The organism is Lysinibacillus sp. 10T31, from assembly GCF_056394365.1.
Map to the genome: position 1 here is coordinate 1 of NZ_JBFTHS010000033.1, position 17,894 is coordinate 17,894.

The window sequence follows — 17,894 nt, forward strand, 5'->3', positions numbered from 1 at the left end:
AAGAAACTATGTAGTAACAGCATTACTATGTAGTAACAGCATTTTCAAATACAACAAAAACCTTCCAAATTGAATTCGGAGGGTTATTTGGGTTGCGCTTTTTAGTATAGCATGAAGTGTTTATTAATTTAAAAGATTTTTATTGACAATCTATTAGCTGGTTTAGTTAAAGATTTGCTTTCTTTAAAATCACTCTGATAATGCTATTCTTCAAAGTAATCAGATTTAAAAAAAGGATTAACTCTAATTTCCCTTAAAAAGTATTTTATTGATGTATGCTTATTTAAGTATTCTCGTTTAGGAATTAACACTTCCCTTTTCAATCGCTCGTGTAGTTCCTTGTCAATATCAAAAGTTGAATAAGCATATTTTCCACTATTTTCTTCTTCAATCCGAATTAAAAATGAAATGATATATTCATACATACTAGGGAAATCACTTTCAATTTGCGGGTGATGCTCTATGAATGCCTTAATAAACTCTTCCAAATCAGATTCTGCATCTAAAAACGGAAAACTACAAAGGCTATACCAATTTCCTAAATACACTGTAAATACAGCAATCGCATAGCGACGTGTTTCCTTATCTGAAACACCAAAATAATTGTAATACGCTTCTTTTTCAAAGCTTTGACCTGTATCAAAATAGCCGATTTCGATTCCCTTAAGTCCTCTTTTCACTTTTTCAATAATCTCATTTGACACGAAAATCCCCCCAACCAAAGAATCAATTATTCCCTTGATATTACCATGAACATCATCTCTTTATTGCACTAACCTGCACCGTTAGTTTAAGTACATTTCTTCACAATCTCCAAAGTGATATTATCACCTAAATTTCCAATAAATAAATCTCACTTCTAAAAATCTATAGAGGTGAGATGTTTTTAATCAAACTTTATTACAAATTATCAATCTTTATTATAAATGATCAAACTTTTTTATAAAGCTACATCGTGTATTTCAGGATTTGATATTTTTCATCAAAGCTAGCATATCGATACGAATGCTCACGTACATAAGTGGAAACGAAGTCCAAATTTCTAATGTTAAGCTCCGTTAAGATGACGTTTGCCCACCACTAAAACGCGATTAGAAGTAGTAGCTAAAAAAATTAAAGAAGCAATTAAAAAGCTCAAGCCAAACTAATTTGACTCGAGCTTTTCAATTGCTGTTCTAAATTTACCTTAGATATTTTTACTTCGTGTCCATACAGAGTTGAGTAAAAAATTCACGCATCCAAATATATCTACATTACTTAAATTGAGTGAAACTGGATCTATGTCAAGATTTTAGGCACACTCTGTCCCCTTTAAGTTAATTTCCCGCAAATTATTTTATCTTCTAGAGGAAAATTAAGATAAGTATTGATAAACAAAATTATTCTAATTTATCTCCGAAAAATTCATGAACATAACGACGACTACCAGTTTTGATACTAAATTTCTCTTTCATTAAGGGGGATGCAGCAAGTACTACGCTACCTGGTTGATCAAAATTTGCTACTACTGCAACTGGAGTTTTTAAAACATCTAGCCCATGTAACATCGCTACGATACTGGCGTAAAAGCATTTCATATCGATACACATAATAGGTCTATTGGGCATACCCTCATAATTCATACAACTTCACGCTCCTTACTCACAAAAGGAATAACGGCTAGAACATTACTGATCAAAAAAGTACGTTTTGCATGTCTTGTAAAACAAAATGCTTGAAATGAATCACCAACAATTTTAATGACTTTTACACGCCTTTTTGTTACGGAACCATCTTTTGCTACATACATCATGTTCACTAATTGTCTGCGCTGCATAGCTTTAATCAGTTGTTCTCTCATCGTAACTTCCTCCCATTACCTCTCGTAATTTTTTAAATTGGCTAATCACTATATCTAGACGTTCAATTTCTATCGATGTGCCTACTGATAACGGAACAACTTCCACAAACTGAATGGCATTTGGACTTTTAAACCTTTTATATCCAATTTGGTCTCCTACACCAAATACTAGTTGTGTATTATTGTTATTTATTATTAGCACAATGATTTTCCCCTTTACCTATCATACGTAAGAACGTTTGTTTGTATACATATTAGAACAAACGTTTGCATCTTGGCAAGGTTAAATTTTTGGAAATAAAAAAAGACCAGGTACTCAAATTGGACTTATCCTGTCAACAAGACAGCTGTAAAAAAATATTTGTCTGCTGTTAGGCATCTACATAAAATTTTTCTATTCAAAAATAATAAATTGCAAATAATAAGTAAAACATTCAAATAACTGTTTGACTATTTGAGCGTTAGATTATATTATAAAAAACAATCAAATGATTATTTGAACGTTTGAATATAAATTGGAGGGAAATACATGAAAGAGATTTGTGAAATTACGTGTATTCATCAGGATAAAGTAAACCATATCCAAGACAAGTTAAAAGAGAAAAAACCAATGGATGTTGCAAAAGTTTTTAAAGCTCTTTCTGATGATACACGTGTAAAAATTGCCTATGCTCTTACACTAGAGGAAGAATTATGCGTTTGTGATATTGCTAATATCATTGGATCAACAACAGCAACTGCGTCACATCATTTACGTTTACTACGAAATTTAGGTTTAGCTGAATATCGTAAGGAAGGTAAATTGGTTTATTACTCTATTCATGACACGTATTTTAAGAATTTAATCAGTGTTGCATTTGAAGATCATAAAGAAGGTGAAAGTAATGACTGAGGAAAAACAGGTATTCCGCGTGAACGGTTTCTCTTGTGCTAACTGTGCAAGTAAATTTGAACGTAATGTAAAAGAATTACCTGGTGTTCAAGATGCAAAGGTGAACTTTGGGGCATCTAAAATATCAGTTACAGGCAATGCAACCGCGGAAGAGTTAGAAAAAGCAGGAGCTTTCGAAAACTTAAAAGTATCGCCAGAAAAACCCAAACGTGTTGTGCCATCCCAAACAGATACAACTTATAGAGTTGAAGGCTTCTCTTGTGCGAACTGTGCGGGTAAATTTGAACGTAATGTAAAAGAGCTTCCTGGAGTACAAGGTGCAAAAGTAAACTTTGGTGCTTCTAAAATTTCCGTAACGGGTGAAACGACTATTGCAGAACTTGAAAAAGCTGGTGCATTTGAAAATTTAAAGGTCTCAATTGATACACCTTCATATAAGTCAAAAGCACCAACTTCTAACAAAAGTGATGAGCCAGTTGAAAAAAAAGTGCCATTTTATAAAAAACACAGCACTCTTTTATATGCAACCCTATTCATCGTATTCGGTTATCTATCACAAAACGTAAATGGTGAAGAAAACCTTATTACTTCCCTATTATTTGTAGCTTCCATTGTTATTGGTGGTTTCAATTTATTCAAAATAGGTTTTAAAAATTTAACTCGCTTTGATTTTGATATGAAAACATTAATGACGGTTGCTGTCATTGGTGCTGCAGTTATTGGGGAATGGGCAGAGGCATCAATTGTTGTTATCCTATTCGCTATTAGTGAAGCCTTAGAGCGCTACTCAATGGATAAAGCACGTCAATCAATTCGTTCATTAATGGATATAGCACCAAAAGAAGCGCTAATTCGTCGCAATGGGCAAGAAATCATTGTGAACGTAGATGATATTGAGATTGGCGATATTATGATTGTTAAACCTGGACAAAAAATTGCCATGGATGGTGTCGTTGTTAGCGGCCTTTCGGCGGTCAACCAAGCAGCTATTACAGGTGAATCAGTACCAGTATCAAAAACAGTAAATGATGAGGTATTCGCCGGTACACTAAATGAAGAAGGTTTATTAGAAGTTAAAATCACTAAATACGTTGAAGATACAACAATTTCAAAAATTATACATCTAGTTGAAGAAGCTCAAGGCGAACGTGCTCCTTCACAAGCATTTGTTGATAAATTCGCTACATACTATACACCAATTATTATGGTCATTGCAGGGCTTGTAGTAATTGTTCCCCCACTCTTTTTTGATGGTAGTTGGGAAACTTGGATTTATCAAGGTTTATCCGTTCTTGTAGTTGGTTGTCCATGTGCGCTTGTTATTTCCACACCAATTTCAATTGTTTCTGCCATAGGTAATGCTGCTAAAAAAGGTGTGTTAATAAAAGGTGGCATATACTTAGAGGAGATGGGTTCGCTTAAAGCCATTGCTTTTGATAAAACAGGTACACTTACAAAAGGTGTTCCAGTCGTTACAAACTTTGATGTGATGAGCAAACAAAAAGATTCAAAAGAAATTCTAGCGATTATTACAGCTTTAGAATATCGCTCACAACACCCTTTAGCGTCTGCGATTATTAAAAGAGCTGAAGAAGAAAATGTTTCATTCCAAGATATCAATGTTGATGCTTTCTCCGCTATTACTGGTAAGGGAATTAAAGGTGAAGTAGATGGCACACTATATTACATTGGTAGCCCTAAATTGTTCCAAGAGTTAAATGTAGTTATTCCTGAAAGCCTAGGAGAAAAAATTATAAAGCTACAAAATGAAGGCAAAACTGCCATGATTTTAGGAACAGAAAAAGAAATATTAGCAGTCATTGCTGTAGCTGATGAGGTACGTGAATCTAGCCAAGAAATTATTGGAAAATTGCATAACATGGGTGTTAAGAAAACAATCATGTTAACTGGTGATAATAAAGGGACGGCGAATGCAATCGGTCGTCATGTAGGGGTTTCTGAAATTCAAGCTGAATTAATGCCTGAAGATAAACTTTCCTATATCAAACAACTTCGAAAAGACTATGGTAAAGTCGCAATGGTCGGTGATGGTGTTAACGATGCTCCTGCTTTAGCAGCTTCTACTGTAGGTATCGCTATGGGTGGCGCTGGCACAGATACTGCATTAGAAACAGCAGATGTTGCTTTAATGGCAGATGATTTACGCAAATTACCATTCACTATCAAATTAAGTCGAAAATCATTAAATACTATTAAAGCCAACATTATCTTTGCAATAGCGATTAAACTTATCGCCTTATTATTAGTAATCCCAGGTTGGTTAACTTTATGGATCGCTATAATGTCTGATATGGGGGCAACACTGTTAGTAGCTTTAAATGGATTACGTTTAATGCGTGTTAAAGAGTAATTAAACTCACCTATCAATAGATGGACTTTGATATGAAAGTCCATCTATTTTATGATTAATAGTTAATTTTCTTTGTAAAAGCATTTAACTCATTATAGAAAGAAGAGATAAAATGGAACTTTTAAATGTTATTTCATTCATTCTGTTTGCATTGTTTATATCTTCCTATTCATTAAAGCTAGCTATTTTAAAGAAGAAATCATGGGTAAAAGCGAATGTGTTAGGGAAAGGAAATAAAGGGAGATCCGTTGATTCCTCAGAAATGTTTGTTAAAATTTCAACTTTCATATGGGGAATCGTATGGCTTTTAGAGTCAATATTTGATAATTGGATTGATAATATTTTACCAAATCTATTCACCGACAATATTATCCATTATTTCGGATTATTGTTCATTACCATTGGTTTACTATTCTTTATATTATCAATGATAACAATGAAAACCTCTTGGAGAGTTGGTATAGATAAAGAAACAAAAACTTCGCTTATCACCAATGGTTTATACAAATATAGTCGAAATCTCGCCTTCGTTGGATTCAATTTAATGTTTATAGGTCTATTTTTGACATTCCCTAACTTAGTTACATTAATTATATGTTTACTAAATATAATTTCAATTCATAACCTTATTCTTCAAGAAGAAAAACACTTTTTAGATTGGTCTTTTTAATTGATCTGAAGCTGATTTAAAGTCCTGTAATTCCCCTATATCGTGGAAGTTTCTCAAAGGATTCCTATAGCTCTAATTCTTTCTAATACAAATGGTATTGTAAATTTTTCGGGACTTAAGAAGGCGCGAAGTTTGAATGATTAAATGGCCCATGTTCTCTGAATCAAAATGAAAAAACGCCTATCATATCATCTCATAACTCATTGATTTCGAACCATAGAAAAGAGATACGATTATTGCTACACTGAACAGAATGCATAAAACGACAATTAGAACAAACTTATGGCTTAATAACGATTTCATTCCTTCCTGCCCCATTCCGTTACTTGTTCAGATGCTTTTGCACACTTTCTAAAAACTTGATTCGACTATAAACAGGACCTCCTTCCATAAGCGGATCAACCACATTGACATATACGTGATCGTTTTTAAAGGCATTAATATTTTGGATAATTGGATTCTTCTTCAAGTCTTCGAATGCATTTTTCGCATCTTTGTTATCATTCGTAGCGAATTGCACAAACAAATAGTCTGGGTTCATTTCTGCCAATTGCTCGGCAGAGATTGCATCTTGCAATTTAGCCATGCCTATCTGATCTGGCATTTCTAAACCAATGTCATTGTATAAAAAGGGGTTAAAGTCTACATTTTTCGCGAAAATGTAAGTTTGCCCTCCGCGAATACGAACAGCGGCTACTTTTTTACCTTGAAGCTTTTCTTTTAATGATGCTTTTACTGCTTGTGTATCTGTTTTATATTGGGATAGAATTTTTTCTGCCTCATCTTGCTTTCCAGTTAATTCAGCCATTAATTTCAAATTGTCTTCCCAGTTTGTAGAAACGTGCGACACCAAAATAGTGGGAGCAATTTTTTGCAATTTTTCCACTACTCCTTTTTGGAACTTGGTTGAACCTAAAATAACATCTGGCTCCAATTGCAATATCTTCTCAAAGTTAGGTTGTCTTTTTTCACCAATTGATTCCGCCTTGCCCGTTACCGAAGCAAATATTTCTGGAAACTTTCCGCCTACCGATATTGCCCCAACTGGATGAACGTCAAGCATTACCGCATCTTCCATCGCTTCCATAGCCCCAGTAATCACAATTTTTTCTGCTTTTTGTGGAACGGTATACTTTTCACCGAGATACTCAATCGTTCTTGTTTCGCTTGTTTCTGTATTGTCCACTTGAGATTGCACTGAATCTCCGTTGCTGCCGGAGGTTGAGCTTGATTTACTCTGTTTGTCTCCTCCTCCACATGCAGCCAAAACAATCATGAATAATGCTATCAAACCAACTAGTATAAACTTTTTATTCATTCTTCACCTGAACCCCTTTCAAAACAGTATCCCTATCATAATGATTAGTATTATTAATCCCTAAATGCTCACGCAAAGTGACACCTGTATATTCACTTCTAAACAAACCTCTTTCAACCAATTGCGGCATCAGCTTTTCAAAAAATATTTTCAAAGATTTTTCTGAACCGCCTGGAATAGCTATAAATCCGTCGATAGCTCCAGCCTCAAATCGCTCAATTATATCGTTCAATACATCTTCAACCGTTCCAACGGAAACCCAGTGAGCAGACCCGACAACCTCTGGCCTTGCTAATACCTCTTCCACTGTAGGCTGATGATTTGTAATATACCGGCGCAACAGCTCAGCATGTGTTCGGCTACGAACTGGCTGATTCGGATCAGGTAACATATCCGAAGTTACTCGACGATCCAAAGCAAAGCTACTCAAATCAAGACCCAGTACTGAATTAAGCGATGCATGTCTGCGCTCAATAGTCAAATGTGCGTGTGCGGCCTTATGTAATTCATGGGCTTCCTCGCGAGTTTCGGCCAAGAAAAAATATAAACCTGGCAAAACTTTAATGGCGTCCGGATCTCGCCCATGCTCGATAGCTCTTCTTCTCAGATCATTTCGCAATTCCACTCCCGATTCAAGGTCTGGCATCGCTGCAAAAATAGCATCTGCTATTGAAGAGGCAAAATTTCGTCCTGTATCCGACGCACCTGCTTGAAATAAAGGAATTGGTCCAGATTTATGGGCAGGCAAAGTAAGTGGTCCCTTAACACTAAAAAACTCACCTGAATGATTAATTGGAGAAATCTTACCCAAATCAGAAAACATACCTGACTCACGGTCAATAACGATGGCTTCATTCGGAAAACTTCCCCAAAGTTTGCGTACGACCTCAGTAAATTCAATTGCTTTCGCATATCTTTCTTGTGATGAAGGCATAGGTGACTCACCGAAATTTTCAGCGCCCTCAATAGAAGTGACAATATTCCAGCCAGCACGTCCATTGCTTAGCCAATGCAAAGACTGAAGCTGTCTAGCAACAACATATGGTGGATTAAAAGTTGTAGAAATAGTCGTAACTAACCCGATCCGCTCTGTTTCACGAGCAATCGCTGCAAAAATCATAGTAGGGTCAGGACTACCGAAATTAGCGGAATCGCCAAGCATCTGTGGACTAACAAAAAGATAATCCGCCCTGAAAAGAAAATCGAGCTTTGACCTCTCCGCCATCTTTGCCAAATCAATGTAAGGGTCAATTGAACCCATTTTTTCTACACCGCTCTCTGGGCGCCGCCAGTCGCCTCCTTTCAACCAAGCAGATAAGACTAATCCAATACATAATTGTCTATTTACAGTCAATATTACCAATCCTTCCTATATAGAAATAATAGTTTTACGCCCATGAAATACTCTGATCAGATGTTACCTCTAGAAGGCTATTAGTTAATAATGATTCTCATTATCGATTACAGTGTAGCAAGGTCTGCAACAAATGCAAATACACAAATCACAAATACTACATGCATTATTATCTAATCTAGATTTGCTGAATGATGATTTAGCCGACATGTAACATAGAGCTGGAAGTAAAGAATGAGACAAAAGAGAAAAAGCCTGCACTCCCGGTTCATCACCAGTTGCAGGCGTAATTTATCAATCAGTAACTCAATTTATATGATTATCTAAATTATGTATGTATGCCGAGGGAGACACACCAAATTTCTTTTTAAACACTCTACTGAAATATAGCGGGTTGGCATAACCGACACTAATAGCAATATTGTGAATGGGAAAATTGCTTACTTTAAGTAAGTCACTCGCTCTTTCCATACGATAATTGATAAGATAGTCGATTGGACGAAATCCAGTATGTTTGTGAAAGAAGTAGGAAAAACGCTTGGGACTCATTGCATGCAGCTCCGCCAATTCGTCGAGTGTCAACGGATTCATATAATACCGGTGTATGTATGCAATAGCCTCCTCTATCACCCTTTCACTTGGTGAACTGCCACTCTCTCGATGCTTACACCCCACCAAAACTTGATGCATGACACTTAAAAATAACTCCTTAACACGAAGCTTTCCAATGCCTCTAAGTGTATTGGCATTCTGATGAAGCATGATCAGTAATTCTAGCACTCTCGGATTTGCTCCCGCTTCCAATTTGAAATGAGAGTCGCATTCATGACCGCCATTTACTTCATCTAACTTGTCAAATCTATAAAACAGTAAATAGTACTCGTACTCTGATTGACTTAAAACTTGCGCGTCCAGTTGCATACCTGGGGCCACATGAATTACTGCGCCTGGATGTAATTCATAGACAGTTCCATTCACACTCATTCTAGCCTCTCCACGAATTACAAAAAGAAATCCATGCCGGACAGCCTTAAATTCACTTAGTATACTTTTCGGCTGGATGACTAAACGGTGAACACCTTCTATATCATAGAAACCTCTAGCAAATATCTCGGCTAATTTATCCAAATCTATCATGATAGTGCACCTGCTCCCTATCCAAACATTGTACATGAAGACTATAGTTAATAATGATTCTCATTATTAACTATAGTCTAGCAAGGTTTGCAACAAATGCAAATACACAAATGACAAATGCTATATGCATTATTATCTAATTCAGGTTTACTGAATGATGATTTAGCCGATATTTTGAGACTCCCACCCCTAAAGGGACAAGCTGACTAATGTCAGTGGGATTCCTGAGTAACTATGCGTTCGCAGTCCATTTCTGTTTTGAACAGTTCTCAAGATTGGGTATCCCATTACATCGGCGAGGCTACGGGCTGCTCAAAGTTGCTACTGGAATCTTCCAACACATCTAATCCCTCTAGCACTGCAATACAGCTTGCGTAAAAGCATTTCATGTCAATACAAAAAATGTCCTTATGCGGCAGATTGTCGTAATTCATATCACCTCACGCTTCCGATGGGTAACAGGTAATATTGCTAGAACATTGTTAATAATAAACGTACGCTTTGCCTGTCTCGTAAAGCAAAATGCTGTAAAGGAATCACCAACAATCTTTATGATTTTCACACGCCTTTTCGTAATAACACCAGACTTAGCTACATACATCATGCTAACAACTTGTTGACGTTGCATTACTTTTATTAACTGTTCTTTCATCCTAGTTGCTCCTTTTCACTAGCTCTGTTACATGCAGTGAGCACAACAGAGCTGTTCTTCAAAACAGAACAAACGTTTGTTTTTCATTATACGCACATACGTTCTTTATTAGAAGAGGTAATTTTAGCTAATTTTTAAGGAGGTTTTTAGAGGATCAATCAAGTGGGCGTTCGTGTAAGCCTATAATAGCTTTGTACATATTCTGCGCTTAAGACAGGTAATCAATTATGCCGCTATTGGCAAGACCAACAAAGTGGAAGGCATTTGAGTTTTATTATGAAAAATGATGGAGTAAATGAAAAACTAGTCCCGGATTTCAGGACTAGTCTTTGGAGCAACTTATTTATTCTTCATTTGTTGCGATTAAACGTGGTTCCGTCATACTATTTGACGCATCAGTAACAATAATTACATTTCATTTTTCGCCTTTATTTGTTGCGATTACCTGCGGTTCCGTCGTACTATTTGATGCATCAGTAACAATAACTGCATTTCGTTCTTTGCCTTTATTTGTTGCGATTACCTGTGGTTCCGTCGTACTATTTGACGCATCAGTAACAATAACTACATTTTGTTCTTTACCTTTATTTGTTGCGATTACCTGCGGTTCCGTCGTACTATTTGATGCATCAGTAACAATAACTGCATTTCGTTCTTTGCCTTTATTTGTTGCGATTACCTGTGGCTCCGTCGTACTATTTGATGCATCAGTAACAATAACTGCATTTCGTTCTTTGCCTTCTTTCAACGTTGGTGGCTCTTGGCCAGTTGCCGCAAAGACAGTCATCCCTCCAATGACTAATGTACATGCTAATGCTGTTCCTACAACTGACTTTTTCTTTAAGGTCATAATGGACACTATCCTTTCTTCAATCCCGTTTTTACTAAAATGATTACAAAGCGGCGTAACCGTATAGGTTTCATCTGCCATATTGATGAGAGATAGTGCATATGCTGACTTTGCCTTATCTCCAAACTGTCTAATAACCCTTTCGTCGCAAGACAATTCAATGTCTCTGTTTACTAAAAAATACATAAACCAAACTAATGGATTAAACCAATGCAAAGCTACCATAATCGTTAAAATTACTTTCCATAAAACGTCAAAGCGTTTAATATGAATTAATTCATGCGTGAGAATAAACTCAATACTTGCAGCGTCTTCCCAATTTGTTGATTTCGGCAATAAGATGACTGGTTTAAAGATTCCATATGTTAACGGGGTTTTAATTCTATCTGATACGGCAATTTGAATCGTTCTTTTTAACTTATGATCGTTTAGCCATTGAACGAGATACTCGTTATTCTTCACTGGGATGGCTGTTTGAAATTCTTTATAAAATCTAATATAAGCCACTATAAAGAATAGCAAAACCCCGATACCCCCACATGCCCAAAGGTACTGAACGAAATCGTTTGTCATCACAAGCAAAAGCTGATCATAGAACGTGTTTGATGTATGTGCGATTGCAATTGTATTGTGCATACTTTCCGAATCATTTGAGTGAGTGAGCGTAACAAATAAGTTTTTCAGCATAGGCTGTATGCTCAACTTTGAATAAAAAGAGTAGGGGATGAGTAGTTTAAATGCAACGATTCCCCAAAGAATTAAAAATGTTTGCTTTGGCACTTTATTTCTTACTAACATTCTCATCAATAACACAATGAGGAGGAGGAGAGATGCGTCTACACTCATGTTGAAAATACTCATATCATAATTCCTCACTCAAGATCTTTAACAATTTGCTTTAATTTTTCGATCTCACTCGCGGACATTTTTTTCTTGTCTAGTAAGGATGCGAATAGTAAAGATTTAGAACCATTAAATATTTTATCAATTAATTCCGTCGTTTCTTGTTCTTGTATCTGTTCTTTTCTGATGATTGGATGACAGATAAAGTTAGGTTCAATTCTTTCAATGGCCTCTTTTTTTATACATTTTTTTATGACGGTATAGGTGGTATTTTTATTCCAACCTATTCGTTCGTTTAACATTTGTGAGAGCTGTTTAGCTGTCAAATCGCCTTCTTCCCATAAAATATTCATGACTTGTAATTCCGAATCAAACAATTTAACTTGCATACGCGCATGCTCCTTTTCTTTAGTGGACTATTGCAATAGTTTGCCACACATTGATACTACTATGGTAGTCCGTAATTGTCAAGACTATCACGATAGTCTGTTGAAGAAAATCCATTTTTAGGGCATAAATATACGGATACTGTGTCTAACCCATTTAAAATTCAATAAAAGTTTAATAAAGTCTTCTCCGATGCTGGCTCTTTTAATTTTTCTCGGCCTCATTACACAATTTTAAGTGCAGGTTCTAAAGCAAATCTGAATTCAATGAGAACCTAGCACTCTTTTTCACATTAGGAATATTGCTAATAAAAAAACGTCCGAAGACAGGCTTAAACTCACTTTTCTGCCTCCCTACAGCCCATGTTGCTGTCGCTTCGCTTTCGCACAGAAAACATTTGTTGCTGTCGCTTCGCTTTCGCACAGAAAACATTTGTTAAATGAAGACAATGGGCGTTCGTGTAAGCCTATAATAGCTTTGTACATATTCTGTGCTTAAGACATGTATTAAAAATTAATTAGAAAGGATGTAATTATTAGCTCGAATATTGACTATACTTCGTCATCAACCCAGTTCACTTTTGATGTAAATGACAGCACTCTTTTTAAAAGAGATGATCGGAATTTTATAAATATTCTAGGTGTAGAACAATTAAATACGTTAGAAAATATATCCTTGCTTGATATTTTTCTAAGTAAGAATAAAGTGATAGAGCCTCACTATCATCAAAATGCAACAGAACTTGTTTATTGTATTTCGGGTGCTGCCATTATTTCTATATTTAATCCCTTTACAAAAGAGCTTCAAAACTACCCTGTCCAGCCTGGCCAAGTCGCCAATATACCGCAAGGATGGTGGCATTATGAAATAGCTACTGAGAATGACACGCATTTACTAGCTATTTTTGATGCTCCAACACCTGAAGTTATTTTAGGTTCAGATCTATTGAAATTTACACCTTCCAATGTTATGGCCCACACGTATTGTTTAGATGAAGATCAGTGGAAGAATACAATCGCGCCTATTTCACCGTCAACATATATTGGTCCACCTAAAGACTGCAACCGTGTAAAAGCAACTTCTGAAAAGCAAAAAGATCAAAAGGAGCAAAAAGACCCTCATCATAAACATAAAAATAAGTATAGACCTTCACAATTTATGAACCCATATCCGCCATATCAATATCCAAATATGAATCCATATATGAATCCTTATGGCCCAAATCCTTATGGCTCGTATTATTAAGCAATAGTCAAAAAACGGAGAATCGTAATCGTTCATAAGAGTGTATGACTCGACATCATAAGCTCTACACCTTTCATCGCATAAAAATAAATAAAAAGGAAAATCTATATTTTAAGTCATAGCTTCGTTATTACTAAAAGAGGTGTAGAAAATGGAATTATTTCCAGTGATCCATACGAATTTTTGGGATGCTGTAATAGCCGTTCCAGCTGTGTTACTTATTACACAGCTAATTAAGGTGTTCATGCATGTTCAGCCTAAATATGTTCCCGCGATCGCCCTTGCTATTGGCTTGATTATTTCTATTTTTATTAGCCATAGACATAATCTTATTGCAGGAATATTTATGGGCTTTTTTTATGGTTACGCAGCTATTGGAAACTTTGCTGCATTAAAAACAACTATTAATAGCTATAAAAGCAAGAAATTAAAAGAATAACACTTTCAGCTTATCTAAAAATAATGTGTAACAATAAACAAAGGTTGATTTTCACTCCGAGTTAGCGCTTTCGGCGGGCTTGGCTTCAATCTCCTCGTCACTGCGTTCCTGCGGGGCTTTCAGCGCAAGCTCATCCCGCAGGAGTCGCCACTCTCCGTGAAAAATCAACAGCTCCTCATCTTTATTATGAATAGATAAGCTGAAACGAAATGGCATTATAATTTTGATTAAATCACTAAATGAATACTTTGAAGATTTATCGGAACAAAATCTCATTTTATCGGAACAATTTCAGTATTTATCGGAATAATTTCTCGCTTTATCGGAACAATTTCTTGTTTTATCGGAACAATTTCAGTTTTTATCAACTAAGAGCTACTCATCGGACACCCCTAGGAAAACGCAATCATCCCTGCGTTACGGAGAGCCCTTTTATTGTAAAAAATGATTAGAATTTTATTCATTAGCACATCCTAATCTCAAATAAATGAACGAGAACATGAGTTAGGATGTGTAACTATGGAATTGGTAAATGGAAATCTAGCATCATTACGCTATAGGGAAATTTTTAAGATATGGACACAGATCGGCGTTAATAATGGCTATATAGCTTCAAATCATGCATTTTTTAAGCACGCCGTTGATAAAAAATTGAAGGCGATTATCGTGGATTTTGTGCAATGTTTAAAAGAGGAAAATAAACAGCTAACAGTGTTATTAAAGGAAAACGGGGTGCTTGCCCCTACTACATCAATCGACTACAGACAGTTGAAAATGAGCAATACCCGAGGAAAAAAAGCCATTAATGATACAGAAATTAGCACCATTTTATCGATGAATATAGCTTCTTCACTTATTTCAGTTAGTCAAGCTTTAGAAATATCCGTTAAGAAGAAGCATACTGCAAAATATGGAGAACTTCATATGAGGTATGCCATACTTGGCGCAAAGCTAGTACGACTCAGTAATGACAAAGGCTGGCTACTAGCCCCTACTACAATGTAATGTTAAGAAGCTCTCGTTTCAACAAAACGAGAGCTTCAATGTTTTTTACTCATTATTATCGACTTCTCACGAACAACAGCTTGTACCACTGATTCACAAGGAACGGTAGCACAGACAAGCTGTAAATAAAGCCTAATTGTGCGGTACTTAACGTGGCAACCTCAAACACACTTGTAAGCATTGGAATAAACAGTACTGCGTGTAAGCTTAAAAAACCGATTAAGAATGCAAGCCAAGTATATTTATTCGAAAATAATCCAATGGCGAAGATTGATTCTTTAGCTCTAGAGTTGAAGCCATGCACTAATCGTGACAAGCATAATGTTGTAAATGCCATAGTGCTCGCTGTTAAAGTATCTCCCGTTGACAATCCGATTTCAAAGGCAATCGTTGTAGAAATTGCAATCAATAATCCTTCTAGTACCACTTGAGTAGTAAATGCTTTATTCAATAATGGTGTATGAATATTTCGTGGCTTGTCCTTCATTGTTTTTTTATTATTCGGCTCTAGACCGATTGCAATCGCTGGTAAACTATCCGTTAGTAAGTTAATAAATAATAGATGCACAGCCGCAAAAGGAACTGGTAAACCTAATATTGTTGCATATAAAACAACAAAAATAGCACCTGCATTCCCAGATAATAAGAACAAAATAGCGTTTTTAATATTCGTATAGATACTCCTACCGTTTGCAATAGCCTTAACAATCGTTGAAAAATTATCATCTGTTAGTATCATAGAGGAGGCATCTTTTGCGACCTCTGTACCAGTGATGCCCATCGCCACACCAATATCAGACTGTTTTAAAGCAGGGCCATCATTAACACCATCTCCTGTCATGGCGACGACATGTCCTTTTTCCTGCCACGCTTTAACGATACGAATTTTTTGAGCTGGTGTTACTCGGGCATAAACAGAAAAATCATTAACCTTTTCTTGCAGCTGCTGATCTGTGAGGCCTTCTATTTCATGCCCTTCAATCGCTTCAGAGGGATCATTTAAAATCCCGATTTGATTGGCAATAGCCGTTGCTGTAATTTTATGATCCCCTGTAATCATCACCGGTTTGATACCAGCTTTTATACATTTTTCAACCGCACCTTTAGATTCTTTTCTTGGCGGATCCATCATCGCGACTAAACCAACAAAGATTAAATCTTTTTCAGCTCTTGCATCGATTGCTTGATTTCCCTTTACCTCTTTGTAGGCAACTGCTAGCACTCTCAACCCATTCATAGAAAAATCACGATTTACCGCTTCGATTTTTTGGCGTTGTTGTTTTGTAATATTAACTATACCTTGTGAAGTTTCAATTTTTATAATTTTAGGAAGAAGGACATCAAGTGCTCCTTTTGTAATCAAAATAGATTGCTGATTGATAGTATTTACAGTACTCATGAGTTTTCTATCTGAATCAAAAGGGATTTCGGCCACTCTTGGATAATGGTCTCTTAGCTGCAATTCGTCAAAACCATATTGCTTCCCTAGTTTTACGAGTGCAATCTCAGTAGGATCACCGATTTCCTTACCGTCCCTTTCTACAGCATCATTACATAATATTGCCTTTAACATAAGGTCTCTCTCAATTGCATTTCTAGTGTGTAGCTGATCATGTGGAATAATTTTTTCATCCACATAGACCTCTTGTACAACCATTTTATTTTCAGTTAATGTTCCTGTTTTATCTGAACAAATGACAGATACACTGCCAAGACTTTCCACAGCATAAAGCTTTCGAATAATGGCATTTTCCTTTGCCATTTTTTGTGTCCCAAATGCTAGTACAATGGTAACAATCGAGCTTAATGCTTCTGGAATTGCTGCAACGGCAAGTGAAACCGCGAACATAAACGATTCTACTAGTGCACGCCCTCTAACAAGGTCAATCACGAAAATCGCTAAACAGAGTAATGTAATCCCTAAAGCTAATTTTTCTCCGAAATTATCCAAACTTACTTGTAAAGGTGTTTTCTTCTCTTTCGCAGTATCGAGTAAATTTGCAATTTTGCCGATTTCCGTTTGCATTCCGATAGCTGTCACCATGACAATACCGCGACCAGTTGTCACGTAGCTTCCAGAGTATACCATGTTCTTTTTATCAGCAACCGTTACATTGCCTTCCTTGATAGGATCGATACTTTTCGCTACAGCGATTGATTCACCTGTCAGCGAGCTTTCATTGATATGCAAATTATGGCTTTCTAATAATCTCCCATCTGCATTTATATAATCACCAGCCTCCAAATACAGAAGATCCCCAACGACTATATCTTCCGAAGAAATCTCTATGAGCTGATTATTTCGCATTACTTTGGCAATCGGAGAGGTTAAGGCTTTTAAATTATCCAAAGACTGTTCTGCCTTGACATGCTGTACAGTGCCTAGGATAGCGTTCAATATAACGACAACCATAATCACAATCGTGCTTCCTACTTCCCCTAATAGAAATGAAACGAAAGCAGCGATGATTAAAATAATGACTAATAAATCTTTAAATTGTCCAAAGAAAACGGCAAATGCACTTGTTTTTTTTCCTTCCTCTAATACATTATAGCCGTACACTTCTTGCCTCTTTTGAACGTCATAATCACTCAATCCTTGATCTGTCACGTTCAAAGTTTTCATAACTTCAGCTGATGATTGTTGATGATAGTCTGACATTCGATTCCCCCTCCATTTGAAATTATTAAGTAACTCACAGCAGCCACCCTATCCTGAATTCAGGAGAAAATGCTGTTATTGGTAAATAAGTTAGATTCCCAACAGTAGACTCCTTTGAATTATCTATCTTAGGCAGAGAGAAACTTTTATATCCTAAAAATAGTATTGAATCATCAGACTCTCTATCTACTCGAGCCCCTAAAATACTTTAACTACAACAATCTATTCC

General features: G+C 36.2%; 18 protein-coding genes. 6 read left to right on the forward strand and 12 right to left on the reverse strand.

The window, feature by feature from the left end; translation table 11 throughout:
• Positions 1 to 203 precede the first annotated feature (203 nt).
• The 4 genes from AC1DCY_RS18180 to AC1DCY_RS18195 all read right to left on the reverse strand — a co-directional run bounded on the left by AC1DCY_RS18180 (position 204) and on the right by AC1DCY_RS18195 (position 2,042).
• Positions 204 to 704, reverse strand: coding sequence for a hypothetical protein (locus AC1DCY_RS18180; protein WP_477352426.1), 501 nt, complete (start codon positions 702 to 704; stop codon positions 204 to 206).
• A gap of 675 nt (positions 705 to 1,379) precedes the next feature.
• Positions 1,380 to 1,622 carry a Y-family DNA polymerase gene (locus tag AC1DCY_RS18185; protein ID WP_477352428.1) on the reverse strand — a complete coding sequence of 81 codons (243 nt, stop codon included), beginning with the start codon at positions 1,620 to 1,622 and terminating at the stop codon, positions 1,380 to 1,382.
• Positions 1,619 to 1,840 carry a transcriptional regulator gene (locus AC1DCY_RS18190; protein ID WP_477352430.1) on the reverse strand — a complete coding sequence of 74 codons (222 nt, stop codon included), beginning with the start codon at positions 1,838 to 1,840 and terminating at the stop codon, positions 1,619 to 1,621. The genes AC1DCY_RS18185 and AC1DCY_RS18190 overlap by 4 nt, the downstream gene beginning before the upstream one ends.
• Entirely contained in the window at positions 1,821 to 2,042 is a 222-nt protein-coding gene (locus tag AC1DCY_RS18195; RefSeq protein ID WP_477352432.1) for a hypothetical protein, read from the reverse strand. The genes AC1DCY_RS18190 and AC1DCY_RS18195 overlap by 20 nt, the downstream gene beginning before the upstream one ends.
• A 327-nt stretch (positions 2,043 to 2,369) precedes the next feature.
• On the opposite strand from AC1DCY_RS18195, the gene AC1DCY_RS18200 reads away from it, so the two are divergent.
• The 3 genes from AC1DCY_RS18200 to AC1DCY_RS18210 all read left to right on the forward strand — a co-directional run bounded on the left by AC1DCY_RS18200 (position 2,370) and on the right by AC1DCY_RS18210 (position 5,773).
• The gene (locus AC1DCY_RS18200; RefSeq protein ID WP_049664658.1) at positions 2,370 to 2,732 is read left to right on the forward strand and encodes an ArsR/SmtB family transcription factor; all 363 of its coding nucleotides are present in this window, start codon (positions 2,370 to 2,372) and stop codon (positions 2,730 to 2,732) included.
• The gene (locus tag AC1DCY_RS18205) at positions 2,725 to 5,103 is read left to right on the forward strand and encodes a heavy metal translocating P-type ATPase (protein WP_477352434.1); all 2,379 of its coding nucleotides are present in this window, start codon (positions 2,725 to 2,727) and stop codon (positions 5,101 to 5,103) included. Before AC1DCY_RS18200 ends, AC1DCY_RS18205 begins: the two co-directional genes overlap by 8 nt.
• Positions 5,104 to 5,215: 112 nt before the next feature.
• Entirely contained in the window at positions 5,216 to 5,773 is a 558-nt protein-coding gene (locus AC1DCY_RS18210) for a methyltransferase family protein (protein WP_477352436.1), read from the forward strand.
• 322 nt (positions 5,774 to 6,095) lie between these two features.
• Here AC1DCY_RS18210 and AC1DCY_RS18215 read toward each other — a convergent pair whose 3' ends face one another.
• From AC1DCY_RS18215 to AC1DCY_RS18245, 7 genes are all read right to left on the reverse strand, one after another.
• A complete protein-coding gene (locus AC1DCY_RS18215) occupies positions 6,096 to 7,091 on the reverse strand; it encodes an ABC transporter substrate-binding protein (protein WP_477352438.1) in 996 nt (331 codons plus the stop codon).
• On the reverse strand, positions 7,084 to 8,445 hold the full coding sequence (locus AC1DCY_RS18220; RefSeq protein WP_477352440.1) for an NtaA/DmoA family FMN-dependent monooxygenase: 1,362 nt from the start codon (positions 8,443 to 8,445) through the stop codon (positions 7,084 to 7,086). Before AC1DCY_RS18220 ends, AC1DCY_RS18215 begins: the two co-directional genes overlap by 8 nt.
• A gap of 306 nt (positions 8,446 to 8,751) precedes the next feature.
• Positions 8,752 to 9,582, reverse strand: coding sequence for a helix-turn-helix domain-containing protein (locus tag AC1DCY_RS18225; protein ID WP_477352442.1), 831 nt, complete (start codon positions 9,580 to 9,582; stop codon positions 8,752 to 8,754).
• Between the two features lie 430 nt (positions 9,583 to 10,012).
• Positions 10,013 to 10,234, reverse strand: a complete 222-nt coding sequence (locus AC1DCY_RS18230) for a transcriptional regulator (RefSeq protein WP_402993337.1) — start codon at positions 10,232 to 10,234, stop codon at positions 10,013 to 10,015.
• A 415-nt stretch (positions 10,235 to 10,649) separates the two neighbouring features.
• Positions 10,650 to 11,945: a M56 family metallopeptidase gene (locus AC1DCY_RS18235; RefSeq protein ID WP_477352445.1), complete on the reverse strand. Its 1,296-nt coding sequence runs from the start codon at positions 11,943 to 11,945 to the stop codon at positions 10,650 to 10,652.
• Between the two features lie 11 nt (positions 11,946 to 11,956).
• Positions 11,957 to 12,316, reverse strand: a complete 360-nt coding sequence (locus AC1DCY_RS18240; RefSeq protein WP_049664645.1) for a BlaI/MecI/CopY family transcriptional regulator — start codon at positions 12,314 to 12,316, stop codon at positions 11,957 to 11,959.
• Between the two features lie 351 nt (positions 12,317 to 12,667).
• Positions 12,668 to 12,799: a hypothetical protein gene (locus AC1DCY_RS18245; RefSeq protein ID WP_477352447.1), complete on the reverse strand. Its 132-nt coding sequence runs from the start codon at positions 12,797 to 12,799 to the stop codon at positions 12,668 to 12,670.
• 49 nt (positions 12,800 to 12,848) lie between these two features.
• Here AC1DCY_RS18245 and AC1DCY_RS18250 point away from each other — a divergent pair, with 49 nt between their 5' ends.
• The 3 genes from AC1DCY_RS18250 to AC1DCY_RS18260 all read left to right on the forward strand — a co-directional run bounded on the left by AC1DCY_RS18250 (position 12,849) and on the right by AC1DCY_RS18260 (position 15,003).
• Entirely contained in the window at positions 12,849 to 13,559 is a 711-nt protein-coding gene (locus AC1DCY_RS18250) for a cupin domain-containing protein (RefSeq protein WP_477352514.1), read from the forward strand.
• Between the two features lie 151 nt (positions 13,560 to 13,710).
• Positions 13,711 to 13,998, forward strand: a complete 288-nt coding sequence (locus AC1DCY_RS18255) for a hypothetical protein (RefSeq protein WP_400934886.1) — start codon at positions 13,711 to 13,713, stop codon at positions 13,996 to 13,998.
• Positions 13,999 to 14,517: 519 nt separating this feature from the next.
• On the forward strand, positions 14,518 to 15,003 hold the full coding sequence (locus AC1DCY_RS18260) for a DUF3231 family protein (RefSeq protein ID WP_477352450.1): 486 nt from the start codon (positions 14,518 to 14,520) through the stop codon (positions 15,001 to 15,003).
• A gap of 55 nt (positions 15,004 to 15,058) precedes the next feature.
• On the opposite strand, the gene AC1DCY_RS18265 is transcribed toward AC1DCY_RS18260, so the two are convergent.
• Positions 15,059 to 17,665, reverse strand: coding sequence for a cation-translocating P-type ATPase (locus AC1DCY_RS18265; protein WP_477352452.1), 2,607 nt, complete (start codon positions 17,663 to 17,665; stop codon positions 15,059 to 15,061).
• Positions 17,666 to 17,894 lie beyond the last annotated feature (229 nt).